This window comes from Acinetobacter sp. YH16052, from assembly GCF_013417155.1.
Classification (GTDB): Bacteria; Pseudomonadota; Gammaproteobacteria; order Pseudomonadales; family Moraxellaceae; genus Acinetobacter.
Map to the genome: position 1 here is coordinate 45,074 of NZ_VPEO01000003.1, position 17,304 is coordinate 62,377.

General features: G+C 41.7%; 14 protein-coding genes. 2 read left to right on the forward strand and 12 right to left on the reverse strand.

Annotated elements, in window-relative coordinates; translation table 11 throughout:
- Positions 1-16 precede the first annotated feature (16 nt).
- The 5 genes from FTV42_RS02980 to FTV42_RS03000 all read right to left on the reverse strand — a co-directional run bounded on the left by FTV42_RS02980 (position 17) and on the right by FTV42_RS03000 (position 5,149).
- Complete coding sequence (locus tag FTV42_RS02980; RefSeq protein WP_257223389.1) at positions 17-667, reverse strand: hypothetical protein; 651 nt, start codon at positions 665-667, stop codon at positions 17-19.
- 160 nt (positions 668-827) lie between these two features.
- Entirely contained in the window at positions 828-3,467 is a 2,640-nt protein-coding gene (locus tag FTV42_RS02985; RefSeq protein ID WP_180037346.1) for a bifunctional aconitate hydratase 2/2-methylisocitrate dehydratase, read from the reverse strand.
- 297 nt (positions 3,468-3,764) lie between these two features.
- On the reverse strand, positions 3,765-4,034 hold the full coding sequence (locus FTV42_RS02990) for a hypothetical protein (RefSeq protein WP_180037347.1): 270 nt from the start codon (positions 4,032-4,034) through the stop codon (positions 3,765-3,767).
- A 208-nt stretch (positions 4,035-4,242) separates the two neighbouring features.
- The gene (locus FTV42_RS02995) at positions 4,243-4,602 is read right to left on the reverse strand and encodes a hypothetical protein (RefSeq protein ID WP_180037348.1); all 360 of its coding nucleotides are present in this window, start codon (positions 4,600-4,602) and stop codon (positions 4,243-4,245) included.
- 112 nt (positions 4,603-4,714) lie between these two features.
- On the reverse strand, positions 4,715-5,149 hold the full coding sequence (locus FTV42_RS03000; RefSeq protein ID WP_180037349.1) for an I78 family peptidase inhibitor: 435 nt from the start codon (positions 5,147-5,149) through the stop codon (positions 4,715-4,717).
- Between the two features lie 349 nt (positions 5,150-5,498).
- Between FTV42_RS03000 and xseA the strand changes: the two genes are divergently transcribed.
- Complete coding sequence (gene xseA / locus FTV42_RS03005; RefSeq protein WP_180037350.1) at positions 5,499-6,770, forward strand: exodeoxyribonuclease VII large subunit; 1,272 nt, start codon at positions 5,499-5,501, stop codon at positions 6,768-6,770.
- The gene (xseB, locus tag FTV42_RS03010; RefSeq protein WP_005103445.1) at positions 6,760-6,954 is read left to right on the forward strand and encodes an exodeoxyribonuclease VII small subunit; all 195 of its coding nucleotides are present in this window, start codon (positions 6,760-6,762) and stop codon (positions 6,952-6,954) included. The genes xseA and xseB overlap by 11 nt, the downstream gene beginning before the upstream one ends.
- Before the next feature lie 227 nt (positions 6,955-7,181).
- On the opposite strand, the gene FTV42_RS03015 is transcribed toward xseB, so the two are convergent.
- The 7 genes from FTV42_RS03015 to FTV42_RS03045 form a co-directional block, all read right to left on the reverse strand.
- Complete coding sequence (locus FTV42_RS03015; RefSeq protein WP_180037351.1) at positions 7,182-7,382, reverse strand: hypothetical protein; 201 nt, start codon at positions 7,380-7,382, stop codon at positions 7,182-7,184.
- Between the two features lie 653 nt (positions 7,383-8,035).
- Entirely contained in the window at positions 8,036-8,323 is a 288-nt protein-coding gene (locus FTV42_RS03020; protein ID WP_005252118.1) for a hypothetical protein, read from the reverse strand.
- Between the two features lie 159 nt (positions 8,324-8,482).
- Positions 8,483-8,623: a hypothetical protein gene (locus FTV42_RS03025; protein ID WP_004645377.1), complete on the reverse strand. Its 141-nt coding sequence runs from the start codon at positions 8,621-8,623 to the stop codon at positions 8,483-8,485.
- Between the two features lie 157 nt (positions 8,624-8,780).
- The gene (locus tag FTV42_RS03030) at positions 8,781-9,050 is read right to left on the reverse strand and encodes a hypothetical protein (protein ID WP_005263238.1); all 270 of its coding nucleotides are present in this window, start codon (positions 9,048-9,050) and stop codon (positions 8,781-8,783) included.
- Positions 9,051-9,358: 308 nt separating this feature from the next.
- Positions 9,359-9,562 (reverse strand): hypothetical protein, encoded by a 204-nt coding sequence (locus tag FTV42_RS03035; RefSeq protein ID WP_044108887.1) that lies wholly within the window; start codon positions 9,560-9,562, stop codon positions 9,359-9,361.
- Positions 9,563-9,886: 324 nt separating this feature from the next.
- Positions 9,887-14,407, reverse strand: coding sequence for a translocation/assembly module TamB domain-containing protein (locus tag FTV42_RS03040; protein ID WP_180037352.1), 4,521 nt, complete (start codon positions 14,405-14,407; stop codon positions 9,887-9,889).
- A gap of 35 nt (positions 14,408-14,442) precedes the next feature.
- Positions 14,443-17,199: an autotransporter assembly complex family protein gene (locus FTV42_RS03045; protein ID WP_180037353.1), complete on the reverse strand. Its 2,757-nt coding sequence runs from the start codon at positions 17,197-17,199 to the stop codon at positions 14,443-14,445.
- Positions 17,200-17,304 lie beyond the last annotated feature (105 nt).

The following is a 17,304-nucleotide window of genomic DNA, read 5'->3' on the forward strand; positions in this document are numbered from 1 at the left end:
GTTTTTTAATATATGACTATCTGAAAAATGATATTACTTTACATTCTTCATAAAACCACATTTGTACTACCAGCATATTATTAAAAGTGTCTTGATAAAATGCATATTGGAAAATCTCAGGATTATCGCCCTTTCTTTTAATATTCTTAAATTTATTAGAATAATAATCCTCCATTTGACTTTGTTGTTCTATCCAATTTTTATCAAGGATTGGTGAGAATAGAGGAGTTGAGTGTATTGACCCCTTATATTTCTTTCCAAATTCATAATAATAAAGTCCTAGAGCACAACATTTTAAAACTTCTTTTAATCTATCTCTATCTATTGTTAACTCTAAAGCCTCAAAAATATCTTCTGACTCTGGATCTTTTATTTTTACTGTTCTAGCTGTCGATAGTAATTTTTCTTTTAGTTTAGAAATTCGATCCTTTCTGGTCCAAGAACGCATTACCTTACTTTCAAAATTTAAAAGTCCATATTTACCCGTTTGAATCGTCATTGACAAAACATTAAACAGATATTCATCATCACCTGACTTCTTACAATTATGATCCACGCATGAAGGTACCTTGATTAGGGCTTTCCTTAAATCTAGGCTAATATCTTTTAAGTCCTTCTTTTCTGGAAATAAGCATTTTGGTGGCACGTGTTCTTGTGTTGTCGCCAAATTATCACACATATAGCAAGTCTGATTATTCATATAAAAAAAATAAGGGCTGATTACTCAGCCCTTATCTTATACCGCTTATTGCTTAATTAACAAAGCAAATCATAGATTTGCTCTTGCGCTAGGGAAAAGCCTTTCGGCTTTTCCTAGTCCTAGCTCATTAAGTTAACTGAGCAGCAGCAATTTTCTTAGTATCAACGTCTTTAGCAGCGTCAGTATATTCGCTCATCTTGTCGAAGCTTAAGTATTGATAGATGTCAGCTGACATGCTGTCAATTTGAGCTGCGTACTGTTGATATTCTTCTGGAGAAGGTAATTTACCCAATACAGCAGCAACAGAAGCAAGTTCAGCAGAAGCCAAGTAAACGTTAGCACCTTGACCTAGACGGTTCGGGAAGTTACGCGTAGAAGTCGATACACAAGTCGTGTTCGGCGCTACACGTGCCTGGTTACCCATACATAATGAACAACCTGGCATTTCAGTACGCGCGCCAGCTTTACCATAAATGTTATAGAAACCTTCTTCCATCAACTGATGTTCGTCCATACGCGTCGGTGGAGCAATCCACAAACGAGTTGACAACGCACCACCAGGAACTTTCTCAAGTAACTTACCAGTTGCACGGAAGTGACCGATGTTAGTCATACAAGAACCAACGAATACTTCGTCAATTTTCGCGCCTTGAACATCAGAAAGAAGTTTCGCATCATCTGGATCGTTCGGGCAGCAAAGAATAGGTTCTTTGATGTCTGCAAGATCGATTTCATACACTTTGGTGTATTCAGCATCAGCATCCGCTTTGATCAGGCTTGGGTTAGCCAACCATTTTTCCATGTTCTCAACACGACGAGCCATAGTACGCGCATCGCCATAACCTTCAGAAATCATCCACTTCAACATGGTGATGTTTGAACGAAGGTATTCAGCAACTTTCTCTTCAGAAAGCGTGATAGAACAACCAGCAGCAGAACGTTCAGCAGAAGCATCAGAAAGTTCGAACGCTTGCTCAACAGTCAGGTCAGTTTCCATTTCTGTCAAGTCGATCTCAAGGATACGGCCAGAGAAGATGTTTTTCTTACCTTTCTTCTCTACAGTTAAGTCGCCTTCCTTAATTGCGTAGTAAGGAATTGCATGTACAAGGTCACGAAGCGTGATACCAGGCTGCATTTTACCTTTGAACTTCACAAGTACAGATTCAGGCATATCAAGTGGCATAACACCAGTTGCTGCAGCGAACGCTACCAGACCAGAACCCGCTGGGAATGAAATACCAATTGGGAAACGAGTATGCGAGTCACCACCAGTACCCACTGTATCTGGAAGAAGCATACGGTTTAACCAAGAGTGGATAATACCGTCACCTGGACGTAGAGAAACACCACCACGGTTCATGATGAAATCAGGAAGTGAGTGTTGCATTTGAACGTCAACTGGTTTTGGATAAGCAGCTGTATGACAGAAAGATTGCATAACTAGGTCAGCAGAGAAACCTAGGCAAGCCAAGTCTTTCAATTCGTCACGAGTCATCGGACCTGTTGTATCTTGCGAACCAACAGTCGTCATCTTAGGTTCACAGTAAGTACCTGGAAGTACACCTTGACCTTCAGGAAGACCACAAGCGCGACCAACCATCTTCTGTGCTTGAGTGAAACCTTTGCCAGTTGCAGCAGGTTGAACCGGAGTACGGAACAATGTAGACGCAGGAAGACCTAAAGCTTCACGTGCTTTAGTTGTCAAACCACGACCAACGATCAGGTTAATACGACCGCCAGCACGAACTTCGTCTAGAAGTACTGGAGTTTTAAGGTCAGCTTCAGCAATTTGCGCGCCGTCTTTGAACGCAGTTACTTTAGCAGCAGCGTGATCGATCTTAAGAACGATTTCGTCGCCCATGTTCATGTTAGCAACATCGATCTCGATCGGTAATGCACCCGCATCTTCCATGGTGTTGAAGAAAATCGGCGCAATTTTAGAACCTAGGCAGTAACCACCGTCTTTTTTGTTCGGGATGTGCGCAATTTCGTCACCAAAGAACCAAAGTACAGAGTTAGTTGCAGACTTACGAGAAGAACCTGTACCAACTACGTCACCCACGTAAGCAACCTGGTTGCCTTTCGCGATCAATTCTTTAATTTGGTTTAATGGACCAACTTCACCAGGAACTTCCGGGTTGATACCATCACGTACGTTTTTAAGCATTGCATTCGCGTGTAGCGGAATGTCTGGACGGCTCCATGCGTCTTGTGCAGGTGACAAGTCGTCAGTGTTAGTTTCGCCAGTTACTTTGAAAACTGTAAGCTTGATTTCTTCTGGTACATCTTTACGGCTAGTGAACCATTCAGCATCAGCCCAAGATTGCATTACAGCTTGTGCATTTGCGTTACCCGCTTTTGCTTTGTCAGCAACGTCGTGGAATGCATCAAATACAAGAAGTGTTTTTTTCAATGCTTCAGCTGCAAGTTCAGCAAGCTCGGCATTGTCTAAAAGTTCAACTAAAGGCGCAACGTTATAACCACCAAGCATAGTACCTAGTAAGTAAACAGCACGTTCTTTAGAAACGAGTGGAGAGGTTGCTTCACCTTTTGCCAATGCAGCTAAGAACGCAGCTTTTACATATGCAGCTTGGTCAACACCTGCTGGTACACGGTTTTCAAGCAAATCTACCAAGTATGCTTCTTCACCAGCTGGCGGGTTTTTTAGTAGTTCAACTAATGCAGCTGTTTGGGCATCGTCAAGTGGCTTCGGTGGGACTCCGAGTGCGGCACGTTCTTCAACGTGTTGGCGGTAAGCTTCTAGCACAGTGTTATTCCTCTTTTTTAAAAAATTACTTATGAATTCCTGCTTATTCCAAGCTTCATAAATAATGTGGACTCCGAAATTTTACTAAATTTCCAGTTAAAAGTTAATGCAACTCAAGTGTTTCTTCGTGATGCTCGTTATTTTATAACTAAATGATGCTCTTAATGATTATTCCATAATCAGTTCTAGCTTACACCACGTAAAACAAGCCCATGAATAGCCCCTTTTAACTGAATTTAATGCATAAAAAAGGCAACCCTGATGTTGCCTGATTTGAAGTTAAAAAGATACTCCACCTTAGTGTACAGTGGTCGAGTTTAAATACTGCTGATACGAGTCTCGGCAGCCTTTGAATTTCACCACGCATTCATCTTCATAGGTGATACTGTGATTATTGCTGGCAAAGGAAATATCGACCTGATAAAGCTTTTTATCTTGTTCTAGCATCTTCTTTAAAACCACTTTGTCACCAACGCTGAGTACATAACGACTACCGCCAATAATGACCACACCATTTTCATCTTTCAAAAGTAAATCAGAATGATGTAAATATCTTACGACTTCCATATTGTGCTACTCCTCGGTTAATTGGAGTTAGATTCATTATTCAATATAAAGATAAGTATTTCTATATTTTAGATTTAGAAATTGTCACAAAGTGTACGTTTTGCTTAGGCTATTTTTAGGGTTTATTCTTTTGAATATGTTTCTATTTAGATACGCTTCATTGGTAATATTGACGGGATCATTTATCCCGATATAAAAAAACCGTTCCTTAGAACGGTTTATAATCTGGTAATTCATCATGCGGCGTGGCAATACACTTTGCCGTAAATTCAGCACGGATTTTTTCACGGGCTGCTTTTACATCTCCCTTAATCTCGTCGGCTGGAATTGCATAGACTTCATCAATAATATTCAGGATAAAACCTTTGGTGGTTTCGTCGTCGATCTTGTTGGCATGCTCAATCGCTTTCTCTTTCTCAATCGCATTCTGACGATCCAGCATAATGGTACGCGCCGCATTACCGACGCTTCGACAATAACCTTGCCACTGCTCTTCAGGGGTTAAGGGTTTCTTCTCGGCACAACCGGCCAGCGCCAGCATAAACGATAAAGCCAATAACTTTTTCATGAATTTCTCCTTCCGAGGGGCAATATAAAAGATCGGGGAAGATTTGTCATTTCAAAATGCGAGTTGTATGGAATTAAAAAAGCCCACTAATGGGCTTTTTCATTTTGTGTAATTAACCACATGAAGCCTGGATAATCTTTTTGCTTGTAGGATCCACCGTTACAGTCACTCTTTCTTCACGATAATCCATAGTTACCGCTTGACCCGGTTCGACCATACGTACAATTTGTGCCTTGGTTTTCTGCTTGATTTGCGCTTCAGTCAAATTGGACTGACCGACCAATGCCGCTGCCTGATCAGCAATACATTTAGGTTGATTCATGTGCAATAATTCCCACTCCTCGACCACCTGACCATTCTTTAAATGGCAATATCCGACCTGACCATTGCTTTCAGTACGAATTTCAAGCTTGCCACCCTGATTGACACAATAAGCGCTTGCAGGATTCGCTGAACCTATTTTCGGAGCTTCCGTCTCAGATTGCGGCGTGGTGGTACATCCACTTAGAGCAACAGCCAGCAAACCGAACAGCATTGTTTTTTTCATGAGAGCCTATTCTTCTTCAATAATTCTTCACCAATTTAGCATATTTCCTTGTTCTTGCCAGACACAAGTCTGTGTACATTTTTAACCGTACTTTTTCATTAAAAAATGAAAATAAGACCTTTGTGAATTAAGGACTTCAACGCTATAAATTTTTCAATAAACAAGATAAACAGAAGAGAAGAACCTCTACAAAATACGAAAATTCCGGATAAATCGCCTGAACTAAGTGATTATGCATTTCAATAGCATTGCATTGTCATTACATAACTCAAATATGACTTCACTTTTAGATTTGTGATATGTGCTGGATTGATTTAATATTTGATTGAATTTTAAACTTTCTATTGGCATGACAGACGATCCTCAACTCTCCCTCAGGGAATATCTTGCTACAGTTCAGGAAGTGGTCAAACTCACTTTCGATACACCGGTATGGGTTAAAGCCGAGATTCGTAATCTAAGTATTAAAGCCGGCCATTATTATCTGGAGCTGGCAGAAAAAGAAGCCGACAGTGATCAGGTCATCGCCAGTTGCCGAGCGACTATCTGGAAATTCAGTGCCCAGAAAATTGTCACGCAGTTTGAACGTGAAAGCGGAATTGAGCTGAGTCGTGATTTGAAAGTGCTGATTAAAGTCAAAGCTAATTTCGATCCGCAGTATGGTTTTTCTTTAAATATCGTTGAAATTGACTCAGGCTATACTCTGGGAGATATTGCCCGGCGTTATCAGCAGATTGTTGAGCGGTTGACGACTGAAGGACTGATTCAGCGCAATAGAAACTTGCCCAGCCCTTTTGACCTGAACCGGATTCTGGTGATTGCTCCCGAAAATGCAGCAGGCCTGGGAGATTTTAAAAAAGATGCCGATGCACTGCAGCGTGCGCAGGTGTGTGAGTTTATCTATCACAGTGCGACTTTTCAGGGAAATACCGCCCCGCAAAGTATTATGTACAGTCTGGCACAAGCGCTCAAACAATGGGCACAGACTTATAATACCGCACCGGATCTGATTGTGATTATACGAGGTGGTGGCGCAGTCAATGATCTGGCTTATTTGAATGATTATGATCTGGCTGCCCTGCTCTGTAAACGTTCGGTACCGGTCTGGGTCGGCATCGGGCATGAAAAAGACCGTACCATTCTGGATGAGATTGCGCATCGCTCCTTTGATACTCCGAGTAAAGCCATTGCCGGAATCCGCAATCATATCTTTGAACTGACCCAGGATATTCTGAATTATCTACAGCGCATTCAGCGTTTATCCCAGCAACAGATTCAAGCTTATCAAAATCAGAATGATCAATTTTTGAAACTGATTCAAAGTCTGGCCAACAACCAGATTATGGATGCGCTGCAACGTCTGCAACAGATCAAGGCCAATACTACCAGTCTGGCCCAGCAGCATACCCAGCTGATTAATCAGCAGCTTGATGCCCTGATGCGGGAAACGCTACTACAAAATCCTAAACATGTTTTATCCAAGGGTTATGCCATCGTGCGCCAGCAAGAACATGTGGTTGCCTCTATTCAACAGATTCAGTCCAGCGATCTGGTTGAAGTCGAATTACATGACGGCATTTTTTCAGCACAACTTATACAGGTACTTCCTCATGAATCATGATACTTTGAGCTTCCAACAAGGCTATGACATCTTGAAAAAGAATGCGGAATTGCTCGAATCTCAGCAAGAACCGGATATTGATAACTTGATGAAAATCGTGGAAGAATCCATGACCGCCTATAAAGCTTGCAAGGCACGGGTTGAAGCAGTTCAAACTGCGTTAAATGATACTTTTAAAGATTAATTGGATGTCATTTCAAATATTAGCTTAGACTATTCTGCTAGATTGAGTTGACATAAAAGCTCTCATTCATGGGGGCTTTTTTATTAAGTGAAAAAAATCATTTCAATGACTATTTAAATTTTCTAGATGGGGATTTTGATCAATCCGCCCAATTCTAAATGGGAAATATTGTATTTTCATTCTCATCCACCAGACGATAAAAGCCCAATATTGAATTGGGCTTTTTATTACTCTTCAATTTCTATAGGATCACCGTCTTCAGGGCGAATATGACGCGTCCCATCATCCGCAGGATCAACACTTGACCCATCTTTGGTAATAGCATTGTACATTTCATCCTCTTTCTTATCATCGATAAATTCTTCATCTTCGAAATCCTGAGGTTCACTATCGTCGTCAAAGTTCAAAGGCTTTTCTTCATCTATCATGGCGATCCATCTCTTATTTAACCAATAAAATATCATGCTCAAATATTTGAAAGATTCATTCAAGAGTCAACGATGATCATTTGTGTAACTGAATAAACACAATAGTCATTGGAACATTACTTTTCTATCGACAAAAAAATGCCTCCTTAGGGAAGGAGGCTGAAATTGGAAAGAAACTACAGTGATAGAATCTATTCATGAATTATATATAAACTTATAATTTATACATTAGCATAATATTACATTAATTTTTCAATTAAAAAGCCCGCTTACTCTTTCAAATAAGCGGGCTAGTGCTGTAGTCATTTTCTTCGTATTATTTGCGTCTTCTTGTTTTCGCAAAATGACTATAGCACTGTGAATTTATCAATAAAGTATAGGGAGTATTAATAAACTGTTCTCTTACATTTGCTTTAAGTTACTTTTCGTTCAATAAGCTGTACATATTAAAAAAGCCCACCTTTCGATGGGCCTTTCCCTTTATCACTTTTGCGCCGATTCAGGTATGTTGTCAAAGTGAGCAACGATTAGAGAATAAGTAAGCTATTGATAAAAATATATAAATACACCATTAACATATAAAAAAATTATAGTTTTATAAAAAATAACTATACTTGTTGAAGTAATTGGCGATTTTAGCTTTCAACGACACTTTATAGCTGACTTAATTTACTAGACATATAAGTTAAAAATAACGTCTTATCCTGAAAATCAGGCATTTCAAACACCCAAAAAATGTAATTTTTAGATCTCAATTTAAGTTTCACATTCACAGTCTTTACTTGAATCATTGCATCCTCATGCTGCATTTCTGCGAATAATTCTAAAATCAGGGCAAAGAATCTCAGTTTGTTGACTGTGTTGTATTTTGTTGGTTTATATATTCTCAAGGCTTCAGAATATATAAGCTCGCACCATTCATTTCCATCTTCATCATCCATTAGCTCTCATTTAATTATTTAAAATAGATCACGAGGTAGGTTTATAACATGATGGCTATAATTAAACTGCTTTTAATCTGAATATTAGAATTATAAATTTTTAGAAAATAAAAAAGCCCATCTTCCGATGAGCCTTTTTGGAAAATATATCGTGAAGAACTAAGCTGCAAATTCTTGCAGTACAAATCGTTTTACACTTTCATCAAAGTCAGGTTTTGAAAGAGCAAGCTTGCCATTTTTCATAGTTTTATAACAATAACTCGCTGCTACTCCCATACCAACCAAAGTCAACAACTTCATTGCTCACCTCTTTACTGGGAAGATTTGAATATAAAGTTATCATTCAAATTTGTAGTTTTCCAACTCAGTTTCGATTGTTTTCTGTACTACATGTTAATGAATGTATGAATAATAAATGAAAACCTGCCGCATGCTGAGTTTGCTTAAAGTCCTTCAACTAGTGGTTAATTTGCGTATCTATCCAGTTAAGGAAATTTTCCTTATTACTGAATTCTGGCATAGACCCTAAATTTATAGTCTCTTTAGCCCCAAATTTTCCAGCGACAGTATTCGGTGCTTGAACTCTGAAATCCAGAGGATCACTTTCATGTAGAGTTCTAAAATATTCTACCGCTTTATCAAATTCACTTTTATCCTTAAAACCTGGTCGTTCCTTTAAAAAGTCATAAACTTGTTCTAGAGCTGGTAGATAATTATTTTTAGGCATTCTGTTTTCTCTAAAATAATGAGTTTTATGATGAAGACCTATTTTGAATGAATAATGATAAGAATATTCCCTTATTTCTTAGAGTTTATGTAAATTATGATGATTTGAGAGTTAAATCTAAATTCTGGAGTAAGCTGATAAAAAATGAGCGTAAACATACACTCATTTTTACTACATTTTCTGATGCATGCTTAACTGACCTGCATTGCTTTAAAATAAGGTCTGTTTTATTGAACAAAGTGCAAATGTCGGCTGCTCTATCAGTAAAGATCAGATGCACTTTAAATGCGCCAGTTTAAGGTTCAAGCCTAATTAACGCTATGAATATCAAGTTCATCATTGGTGGTCAATACAACAGAAGCCAAAATTGGAATGCCCAAAATGAAAGGTACAGCGAAAATCCATAGAACTACGGTTACATCCGATTTAAAGAAAAATTGAATGACGAATGCAGTCAAAATAAGTACAGAAAATAGAATCGCAGCAAAACGGATGATAAATTTAGTCGACATGCGAAGATGCTCTTATGCGTGAAATCGTATTTTCAATATACACCTATTTTTATTATGGGTTTATTGATTTTCAGTCTGTTATTGCATATTTTAATTGATTTTCTATATGTGATAGCTGAATTATACGATGATCAGTTTTCTTCATCCTGAAGTCTCATCCTAAATTCTTTCTCTACTCGTAACTCTATTGTCATATATGTATAGGGATTGAATTTAGAGATCAATGCTTCTGCGGACTAATATATCAATCTACTTTATAGCCAATAAAATCTGTGTGCTGTCTCAAATTAAAAAAGCCCTAAACTTAGGGCTTTTTTATTCGGATTAGAATCGCCAGTTATAGAACAAGTCAATCGCACGCTCTAAAGACTGACTCGCTTCCAGATACAGTCGCTGATTTACCTGATAACGTAAAGTCAGCTTATTCACTGGTGTGAATACCCCGACCCCATAGCGAAGATATAAATCAGGCGTAATATAACCAGTCACAGAAACCTGGGTATCATCTCCTGTACCTTGAGCATCCAGAGCTAGACCAGTTAAGCCAAAACTGCGCCCGATCTGGTTGGTCAGTGCGCGGGTGCTACCCAAGCCCAGACTAATCCCCGCAGCAGCGATCGTATTATTCACATCGGATCTAAATCCTTCAGCCTGGCTTAAACCAGATACACCCTCATTAACACGACCGGTAATCAAGGCATTCAAGGCTTCCTGTTCTGACAAGCCCGCATCATTATAAATCTGAATACTTGGACTCGATGCCGTCCCTGTTACCCGTACCCCGACCGTACTACCCTGAACCGATTTATTAGCATCAATGTCCAGTGTCGGATTGGTAAGTTCACCATTAAAACGGGCGATAGCACGATTCAGGTCCAGACTTTGGCCATAGGCTTCGATTTTCACTCGTTGTGATACCCCAATTGCACCATTGGCACGCATTGCGGTTTCCAGACCACGCTGTGACAGATTGACTCGACCCAAGAGTGGAATACGACTGTCAAAGCCCTGGAAGATGACCTGATTCCCTAAATAAACAGCGACATCTGCCCGGATATCCCAAGGACGTGCCGACTTCAAGATCGCCAGCTGATCATCACCTTCATGTACGACACGTACATCTGAAGATAAACCGACTACAGGTTCTGAGGCTTCAGGCATTGAAATCAGCGCACGCGGTACATCGACTGTGCCACTCAGACTCAGTTTTTTATTAAATGGATACATGTCCAAAGTCAAATCAGGTGTCACTACAGCGGTAATTAATGGGGCCTGACGAATCAGCAGATTATCACCTTGCAGTTTTAACTGCACTCGCGGATCACCTTTCCAGTCGACCGATCCGGTTAATTTACCCACACCACGACCACTGTTAAATGCGCCATTGATACTGGCAGAATTCTGACGTATGGATGAATACAGTTGTACATTGGTCAGATTCACCGGCAAGGAGATCATGCTAATCGAAGCATCTTTAACCCGAACCTCACCTTCAAGCAAAGGATCTGTTAAAGTTCCGCTAATTTTTCCGGCATAAGATAATATCCCGTCCAGATTACGAATGTCCTGAATAAATGGCTTAAAGACCTTGAGCTGTACCTGGTTAAAGGCAATTTCGCCACGCATCGGTTTACTGTCACGATATGGATCAATGATGACATTGGCATAGCCGGTACCAATATCCGGTGTTTTAACGTCCAGACGAAGTTGCAAGCCATCTGTCACGCTTTTTGCGACCAACCCGACTTCATCATATTTAAGGGTAGAACCCAAATAATCTGGATCTTCAGAAGATAGACCTACCACACCATTACGCGTCACCAGACGCGCGTCAATTTTAGGTTTGGCACCTTGTGCCCAGGCAGCCTTGGCATAACCATTAACTTTACCTGTCAACGCCAATCCATCAGGCAGGAATGCACTGAAATCTTCCAGATCAAGGTTTTGGGTAATAAAAGAGGCACTGCCACGGGTTTTGTTGACCCTAATCGGCTGATCAAAACACAACTGGCTTTGCTGACTCATCCAGCAATGAGCACCAACAAACAGATCCGATTGAGCAGTGTTATAAATCACTGCTGCATTTTGACGTTGCACCAGACGGGCACGTAAAGAGTCGAAATCACCTTTTTGAATCTGACCCAGCCAGTTATTTTGGGCATTAAAGCCACCGGCGAGCTGCACAAAGAATTTTGACAGGCGGTTTTCTGCCTGCACTTTGAGAATGTGCGCAGCACGGGTACCGGCCAATGATATCTCACCGCGTACAATCTCGCGTGAACCACTACGCAGGCGATCCATCGTTGCAGTCAATAAAGTTGGTGTGCTTTGCGATGTTGGCAACTGTCCACGAACACGAACTTTCTGCACGCTAAACAGGTTTTTAAAGGCAAAATTGTCGATAGACAGGTTGGCTGAAGCCTGCAATCGTGGCTGTGCCTGCATATTGATATAGCCCTGCGCACGACCTCTTAAGCCTGGATACAATTCAAACAGAGCCGGCGCATTGACTTTCAGTTGGAGATTTTGTGCATTACCGGTCGCCTGAATCTGGTTGCTGGCATAAGACAGGAACAAGTTATTGGCTTCAAACTGCTGTGGTACAAAACCGCGCTGGTTCGAATTAATGATGACCGATAAATTACCTGTACCACGTACCGGTTTATTATTCAGCATACCTGCCAGGTTCAAGCGTTGAATCTGAATGCGTTTTAAAGCATCTGACCAAACGCCTTGGGTTTGCACATTGCCTGACAATTCGCCTTTGAGTTTTGCATTAAAATATTGCGGCTTAAAGCGGATTAAGGATGCATTGATATCCCAGCCAATGCCATTCGCCAGATTGACCAGACCGCTGGCATTAATCTTGCCAGCCACACCATCATGACGAAATTCATTTATCTTCAACATTTCTGGGGTGCCTGAAACGCGCAGTTTCAGCATACCCTGACTGGCTTTAAGCTGGCTGGCATTTAAAGCACCATCATAATTGACCGCATAACCTTTAAAACCGCCGCCCGCTTTTTCATTATGGAATAACAAGGCAATGGTGCTGTTTCCGGTCAAACGTACAGTTTCATTTTGCTCCGCCAGTCGTCCGGTCAGGTCGACATTATTGAGTTTAATAATCTGCTGATTCGGTTGCGCATAACCATTGGCTTTAACTTGGCCATTCAAACGATCTACCGGTGAAGCTGCGGCAATACTTTGAGTATTCAAATTTTTGGCATTTAATACCGCGGTCCATTTTAACTGACGTTTTTCCTGTGGCAGTTCAATCCGTGCATTGCCGCTTAAGCTGCCTGCTGCATTGGCGCTGTAATTAAAGCTCGGCACATTCAGGATATTCTTGTTCAGATTGAGCTTGGCTTGGTACATGCCTGCAGGTAGAAGTCCTTCTTCATGCTGCTCGACTTTAGTGGCCACATGAATATTCTGTCGGCCTTCGACCAATGCCAATTTGACATCGCCAGACTGACTGCTGAGCCAGCCCACATAAGGTACGGCGCGATCAATATTTTTCCAGGCAACATCCAGCAGCATTGGTTGTACTTTATTGCCTTTGACCGGGTTTTGATCCAACTTCAGATTCCAGCTTTCATAGCGATCAAAATCAACCAGTCCGGTAAGGTGCAAGCCATTTTCCAGGTTACCCGCAGAAGCAATATTCGCATCCAGACTTGGCGGCAAGAAATCTTGTACGACTTGCGGAATGCGCTCATGTTTAGGATCAATCCCGTTCAAACGCCCAGCAAGATCCCAGCTAACCCGGTCTTTCCAGCCTACTGTCCCGGCAAGGCTAACTGCACCTTTCATTAACTGACCATTCAGATCGGTAATATTCAGCTGATTGACCAGATCGGTATACATCACCGCACTATACTGACCTTGTGGAATATTTTCCCCAATCAGGTCAGTCTGGACGTTCAGGTTCAGACGCTTGATATCGCCATTAAACTCGGCAATACCGTCTTTGGTAAACAGTTTCTGTTCGGCCAGAATAGGCCAGTGATAATCCTTGAACTTCAACTCGCCGCGCATCGGTACCTGAGGACGCATCGGATGCACGATAACCCAACCCGTTAATAAATCAGGTGTATTGGTCGCTACGCCAGCCTGAATCGTGTCCAGTGTTCCGCGTGCCCGCACCTGAATATCATGAATATTCAAGCTGTCTCTTAAAGAAGGCAGATTGACGATGCCTGTGGCATCTAGAGGATATTTGCCTTCAAACTGCATTTTACCCGTGGCTTCACGTACCGACAGATAGCCCATGTCCATACGGGAATCTTCAAAATTTAATTCGGTACCAGACCAGAGTGCCTCATTTAGTTCAATATTATAGAAATCGACTGCATTGGTCTGGGTTTTAATCACCAGATGATCGAGTAATAGATGATCAACGCGCAAGATAAAAGGCAAACGGATAGCATTAAACTTGAACGGTTCGCCCGTTGAAGGTCGCTTGTTAATAATTTGCAGATTGAGGACATCGGCTTCAGTCAGATGAATTTCTTTTTTGACAATCGCGCGCCAACCCAGCTTGACATCAGCACGATCAATTTTGACATCGACTGGTTTCAGGCTGACCAGCACATTTTTAAGAATAATTCCGCGCCATAAATTGCCGCCTTCATATTCATATTGAATAATTTGCTGGCGTTCCAGCACCTGATCCAGCAGAAATTTACTGCCCTGATTGGTCGAAAACAGTAGAGCCAACACAGACAGCAGAAAAATCAGCGAAAAAAGCACCGACAATAAGATGCTTCTGAATATACGGCGCTTTTTCGGCACAACGCTATCTTGTGGTTCTTGTTCTGGCTGTGGTTGGTTCTCGACCATGATCTACCCAAATAACTATTTTTTAAAATGATGTTTTATAACTGTGATCCAATAAAGAAATGTAAACGAATCGGATAATTGTCATCAGACAGTCCAGTCGCAACATCTATACGTATTGGCCCAATCGGTGAAGCCCAACGCACACCCACACCCGCGCCATATTCGGTCGGATTACTGAATTCTTTATTATAGGCATTTCCGGCATCTGCAAAGACCGCAGCACGCCAGCCTTCCTTAAACTGATAATTATATTCTAATGAAGCCACGCCCAAGGCCTGACCACCTACTTTAAAACCGTCAATTTCCGGAGAAAGGCTCTTATAATCAAAACCGCGGATACTCTGGTCACCCCCGGTAAAATATCTCAGGTTATACGGCACTTTGGCAAAATCTTCAGTAAAGATATAGCCTGCATCGGCACGACCCACAAACTGATGGTCTGCATTTTCACCCAATGAATAGATAAACCGCCAACCTGCATTCACAATGGCCATATCGGCATCAGAGAGTAAAGCCTCACTGCCCAGTTCAATCTTATAGGTCTGCTTAAAACCTTTGGTTGGGTTGACCCGACGATCGCTCTCGGTACGTGAAACTTCATAACCGACTAATAGCGATTGCTGCTCATCTTCGGTATTAAAGCGAAAAGCTTCTGGAATCTGGTTAAAATCGACAGAACCATCCTGCTTCAAACGATCCAGACGATAACGTGCGCCAAAAGTCCGCTGCCAGCTACCACGTGGATTCTTGATAATCCGGTCTGCACCTAAGACTGCCGATTCAATCAACAGGCCTTCACCCTGTGCGACGCCTTCACGCTCTTCACGCTCATAACCACCCACAATACTGACATAATCATTCAGCGGATGGTGATAGGGAATATTATAACGTCCATCAATCGACTGGCGGATGCCAGATAACTCCATGTTGGCATCAAACGAATGTCCGCGCTTGTTCACAATGGCACGGCGATATTGACCACGTAAACGGATATCGGTATCTGTGCCATAACCCAGACCCACTTCAGCACTATTTAAACGGTCTGCATTTAAAGTCACAATCACTGGAATCTTTTTCTCTTCCCGTGCCTGTACTTTTAAACGGTCCTGTTCATTCTCTTTGGTTTGCTGCTCAACCCGTAAAGTTCTTAAATTTGCGCTTTCCTGATCGCGGCTACCGGCAAACTGGTCTTCATCCACGACATTCTGGGTCACTTCCTGAGAAGAGGATACCGAGCGAGCTGGTTGCATCGTAGCAGCCTGATCTTCACTCCGTTTCTGTTCTTCAATCAGGCTTTGAATATCGGGTGCCAGTTCCAGCTCTTTATCAAGCGGATCAGGGCGAATCGCATCCACCAATGTATAATTAAAATAGCGTGAGTTGGTCAGATTGTTGGCCAGACTATTGACCCGCCAGAAGGTATAGTCTGCACCATCTGTCCAGGTGACCAGACTTTCCAGTACGTCTCGATCCAGCGGAAATTCCTTTTCAGGATCGCTCATTCTGAACTCGACATTGCCTAATTTATAACGTTCACCCGTTTCAAAACGCAGATTCACATCGGCGGTGTTTTGTGGCTGAGCAATCTTTACATCATGCAGACGCCAGAATGAATCAAAATAACCATTGTTATTGGCTGCAGTAGTAATCCGTGTCTTGGTTTTTTCATAATTGCCATGATTGAAAATATCGCCTTCTTCCTGTTCAGGTAAAAGACTGATGACCTGGAATTGCGGCTGTTCGGCGCCCTCTCCAGTAAATTCAATATTTTGACTGCTAATCAGGACAGGTTCATTCGGGGTCACAAAAACCCGAACCCGACTGTCAGAGAGTTTTTCAAATCTGAACTGAGCATTATAATAGCCCACCGCTTGCGCTGCCTGTCTGGACAAGGTGCGTAATTGCGGCAAAGCCGAATTAAAGTCGCCAAAAGACTCTTGGGTAAAACTGGATAATTTGGCTTTGACATTATTTCTTAAATTCAGATGGCCTTCAGGCACATCTTTACGATTCAGCATACCGTTACTTTGCGCCACACCTTGCCCATTTATGATCACCACATCTGCACTAATGCGGGGAACTCTTGCGGTCATGATCTGACGTGGAGGACGGATTTTATAAAATAGTCGTTTGAACAGATTCGGACGTTTATCATCCTCAGCGACAAGCTGACCTGGCACTTCTGGCAAGGTCAATCCGGCTTCATTATTTTGCACAATAATCTGGCTGTCTGCCTGAATCGATTGCATCAACTGGTCGACATTGACCGGTGCCTGATTAATTTCCAGCAGTTCTTGCTGGCTGATATCAGCCACCACCGTTTCACTGGTCTGAGTATTGCGATAGTTTTGTGCTTCCTGTTTGGCTTGCTCGGCTACCTGATAAATTTCATTGACCATATTCTGATCAATAGTCTGTACTGGTAAATCTTCCAGATCATCAAACTCGATCGGCGTAAATTCACCCAAACCAGATCCTGCATTTTGCTGTTGTTCCAGCATCAACATACTGTCAACTGGTACTTCCGGTTCCAAGGCTTCTTCGATTTTTTCTTCTGCTTCCGTTTCGGACGTGGCCACACCCTGACGAATCGCTTCTTTGGATAACTCGTCCACCATTTCTGCCTGAGAAATGGCCACAGGTGTTTCGGGCTGTTCGGGTTGTGCCATGCTCTGATGGGATAACATCATAAAAAAGATGCTCATACACAGCTGCATACCACTATGCTGTGGTATGAGAGGCCCCATACTGCGATTTAGCATCGTTTTTTTAAAATTTTTCTTTGCAGGCATAGCAAACTCTAAACGAATACATTCTTTAATTGATTATTTGACCGAAAAATATAAGCTAAGGAGCTTAATTAATTGGTTTTTACCTTTACATGGCTGAAAGTATCT

Bases quoted from the DNA above. Each gene is read 5' to 3' on its own strand.
- xseB (WP_005103445.1), top strand. From the start codon at position 6,760: ATGAATCATGATACTTTGAGCTTCCAACAAGGCTATGACATCTTGAAA.
- FTV42_RS03030 (WP_005263238.1), bottom strand. From the start codon at position 9,050: ATGCCTAAAAATAATTATCTACCAGCTCTAGAACAAGTTTATGACTTT.
- FTV42_RS03035 (WP_044108887.1), bottom strand. From the start codon at position 9,562: ATGTCGACTAAATTTATCATCCGTTTTGCTGCGATTCTATTTTCTGTA.
- FTV42_RS03025 (WP_004645377.1), bottom strand. From the start codon at position 8,623: ATGAAGTTGTTGACTTTGGTTGGTATGGGAGTAGCAGCGAGTTATTGT.
- FTV42_RS03020 (WP_005252118.1), bottom strand. From the start codon at position 8,323: ATGGATGATGAAGATGGAAATGAATGGTGCGAGCTTATATATTCTGAA.
- FTV42_RS03000 (WP_180037349.1), bottom strand. From the start codon at position 5,149: ATGAAAAAAACAATGCTGTTCGGTTTGCTGGCTGTTGCTCTAAGTGGA.
- FTV42_RS03015 (WP_180037351.1), bottom strand. From the start codon at position 7,382: ATGATAGATGAAGAAAAGCCTTTGAACTTTGACGACGATAGTGAACCT.
- FTV42_RS02990 (WP_180037347.1), bottom strand. From the start codon at position 4,034: ATGGAAGTCGTAAGATATTTACATCATTCTGATTTACTTTTGAAAGAT.
- FTV42_RS03045 (WP_180037353.1), bottom strand. From the start codon at position 17,199: ATGCCTGCAAAGAAAAATTTTAAAAAAACGATGCTAAATCGCAGTATG.
- FTV42_RS02995 (WP_180037348.1), bottom strand. From the start codon at position 4,602: ATGAAAAAGTTATTGGCTTTATCGTTTATGCTGGCGCTGGCCGGTTGT.
- xseA (WP_180037350.1), top strand. From the start codon at position 5,499: ATGACAGACGATCCTCAACTCTCCCTCAGGGAATATCTTGCTACAGTT.
- FTV42_RS03040 (WP_180037352.1), bottom strand. From the start codon at position 14,407: ATGGTCGAGAACCAACCACAGCCAGAACAAGAACCACAAGATAGCGTT.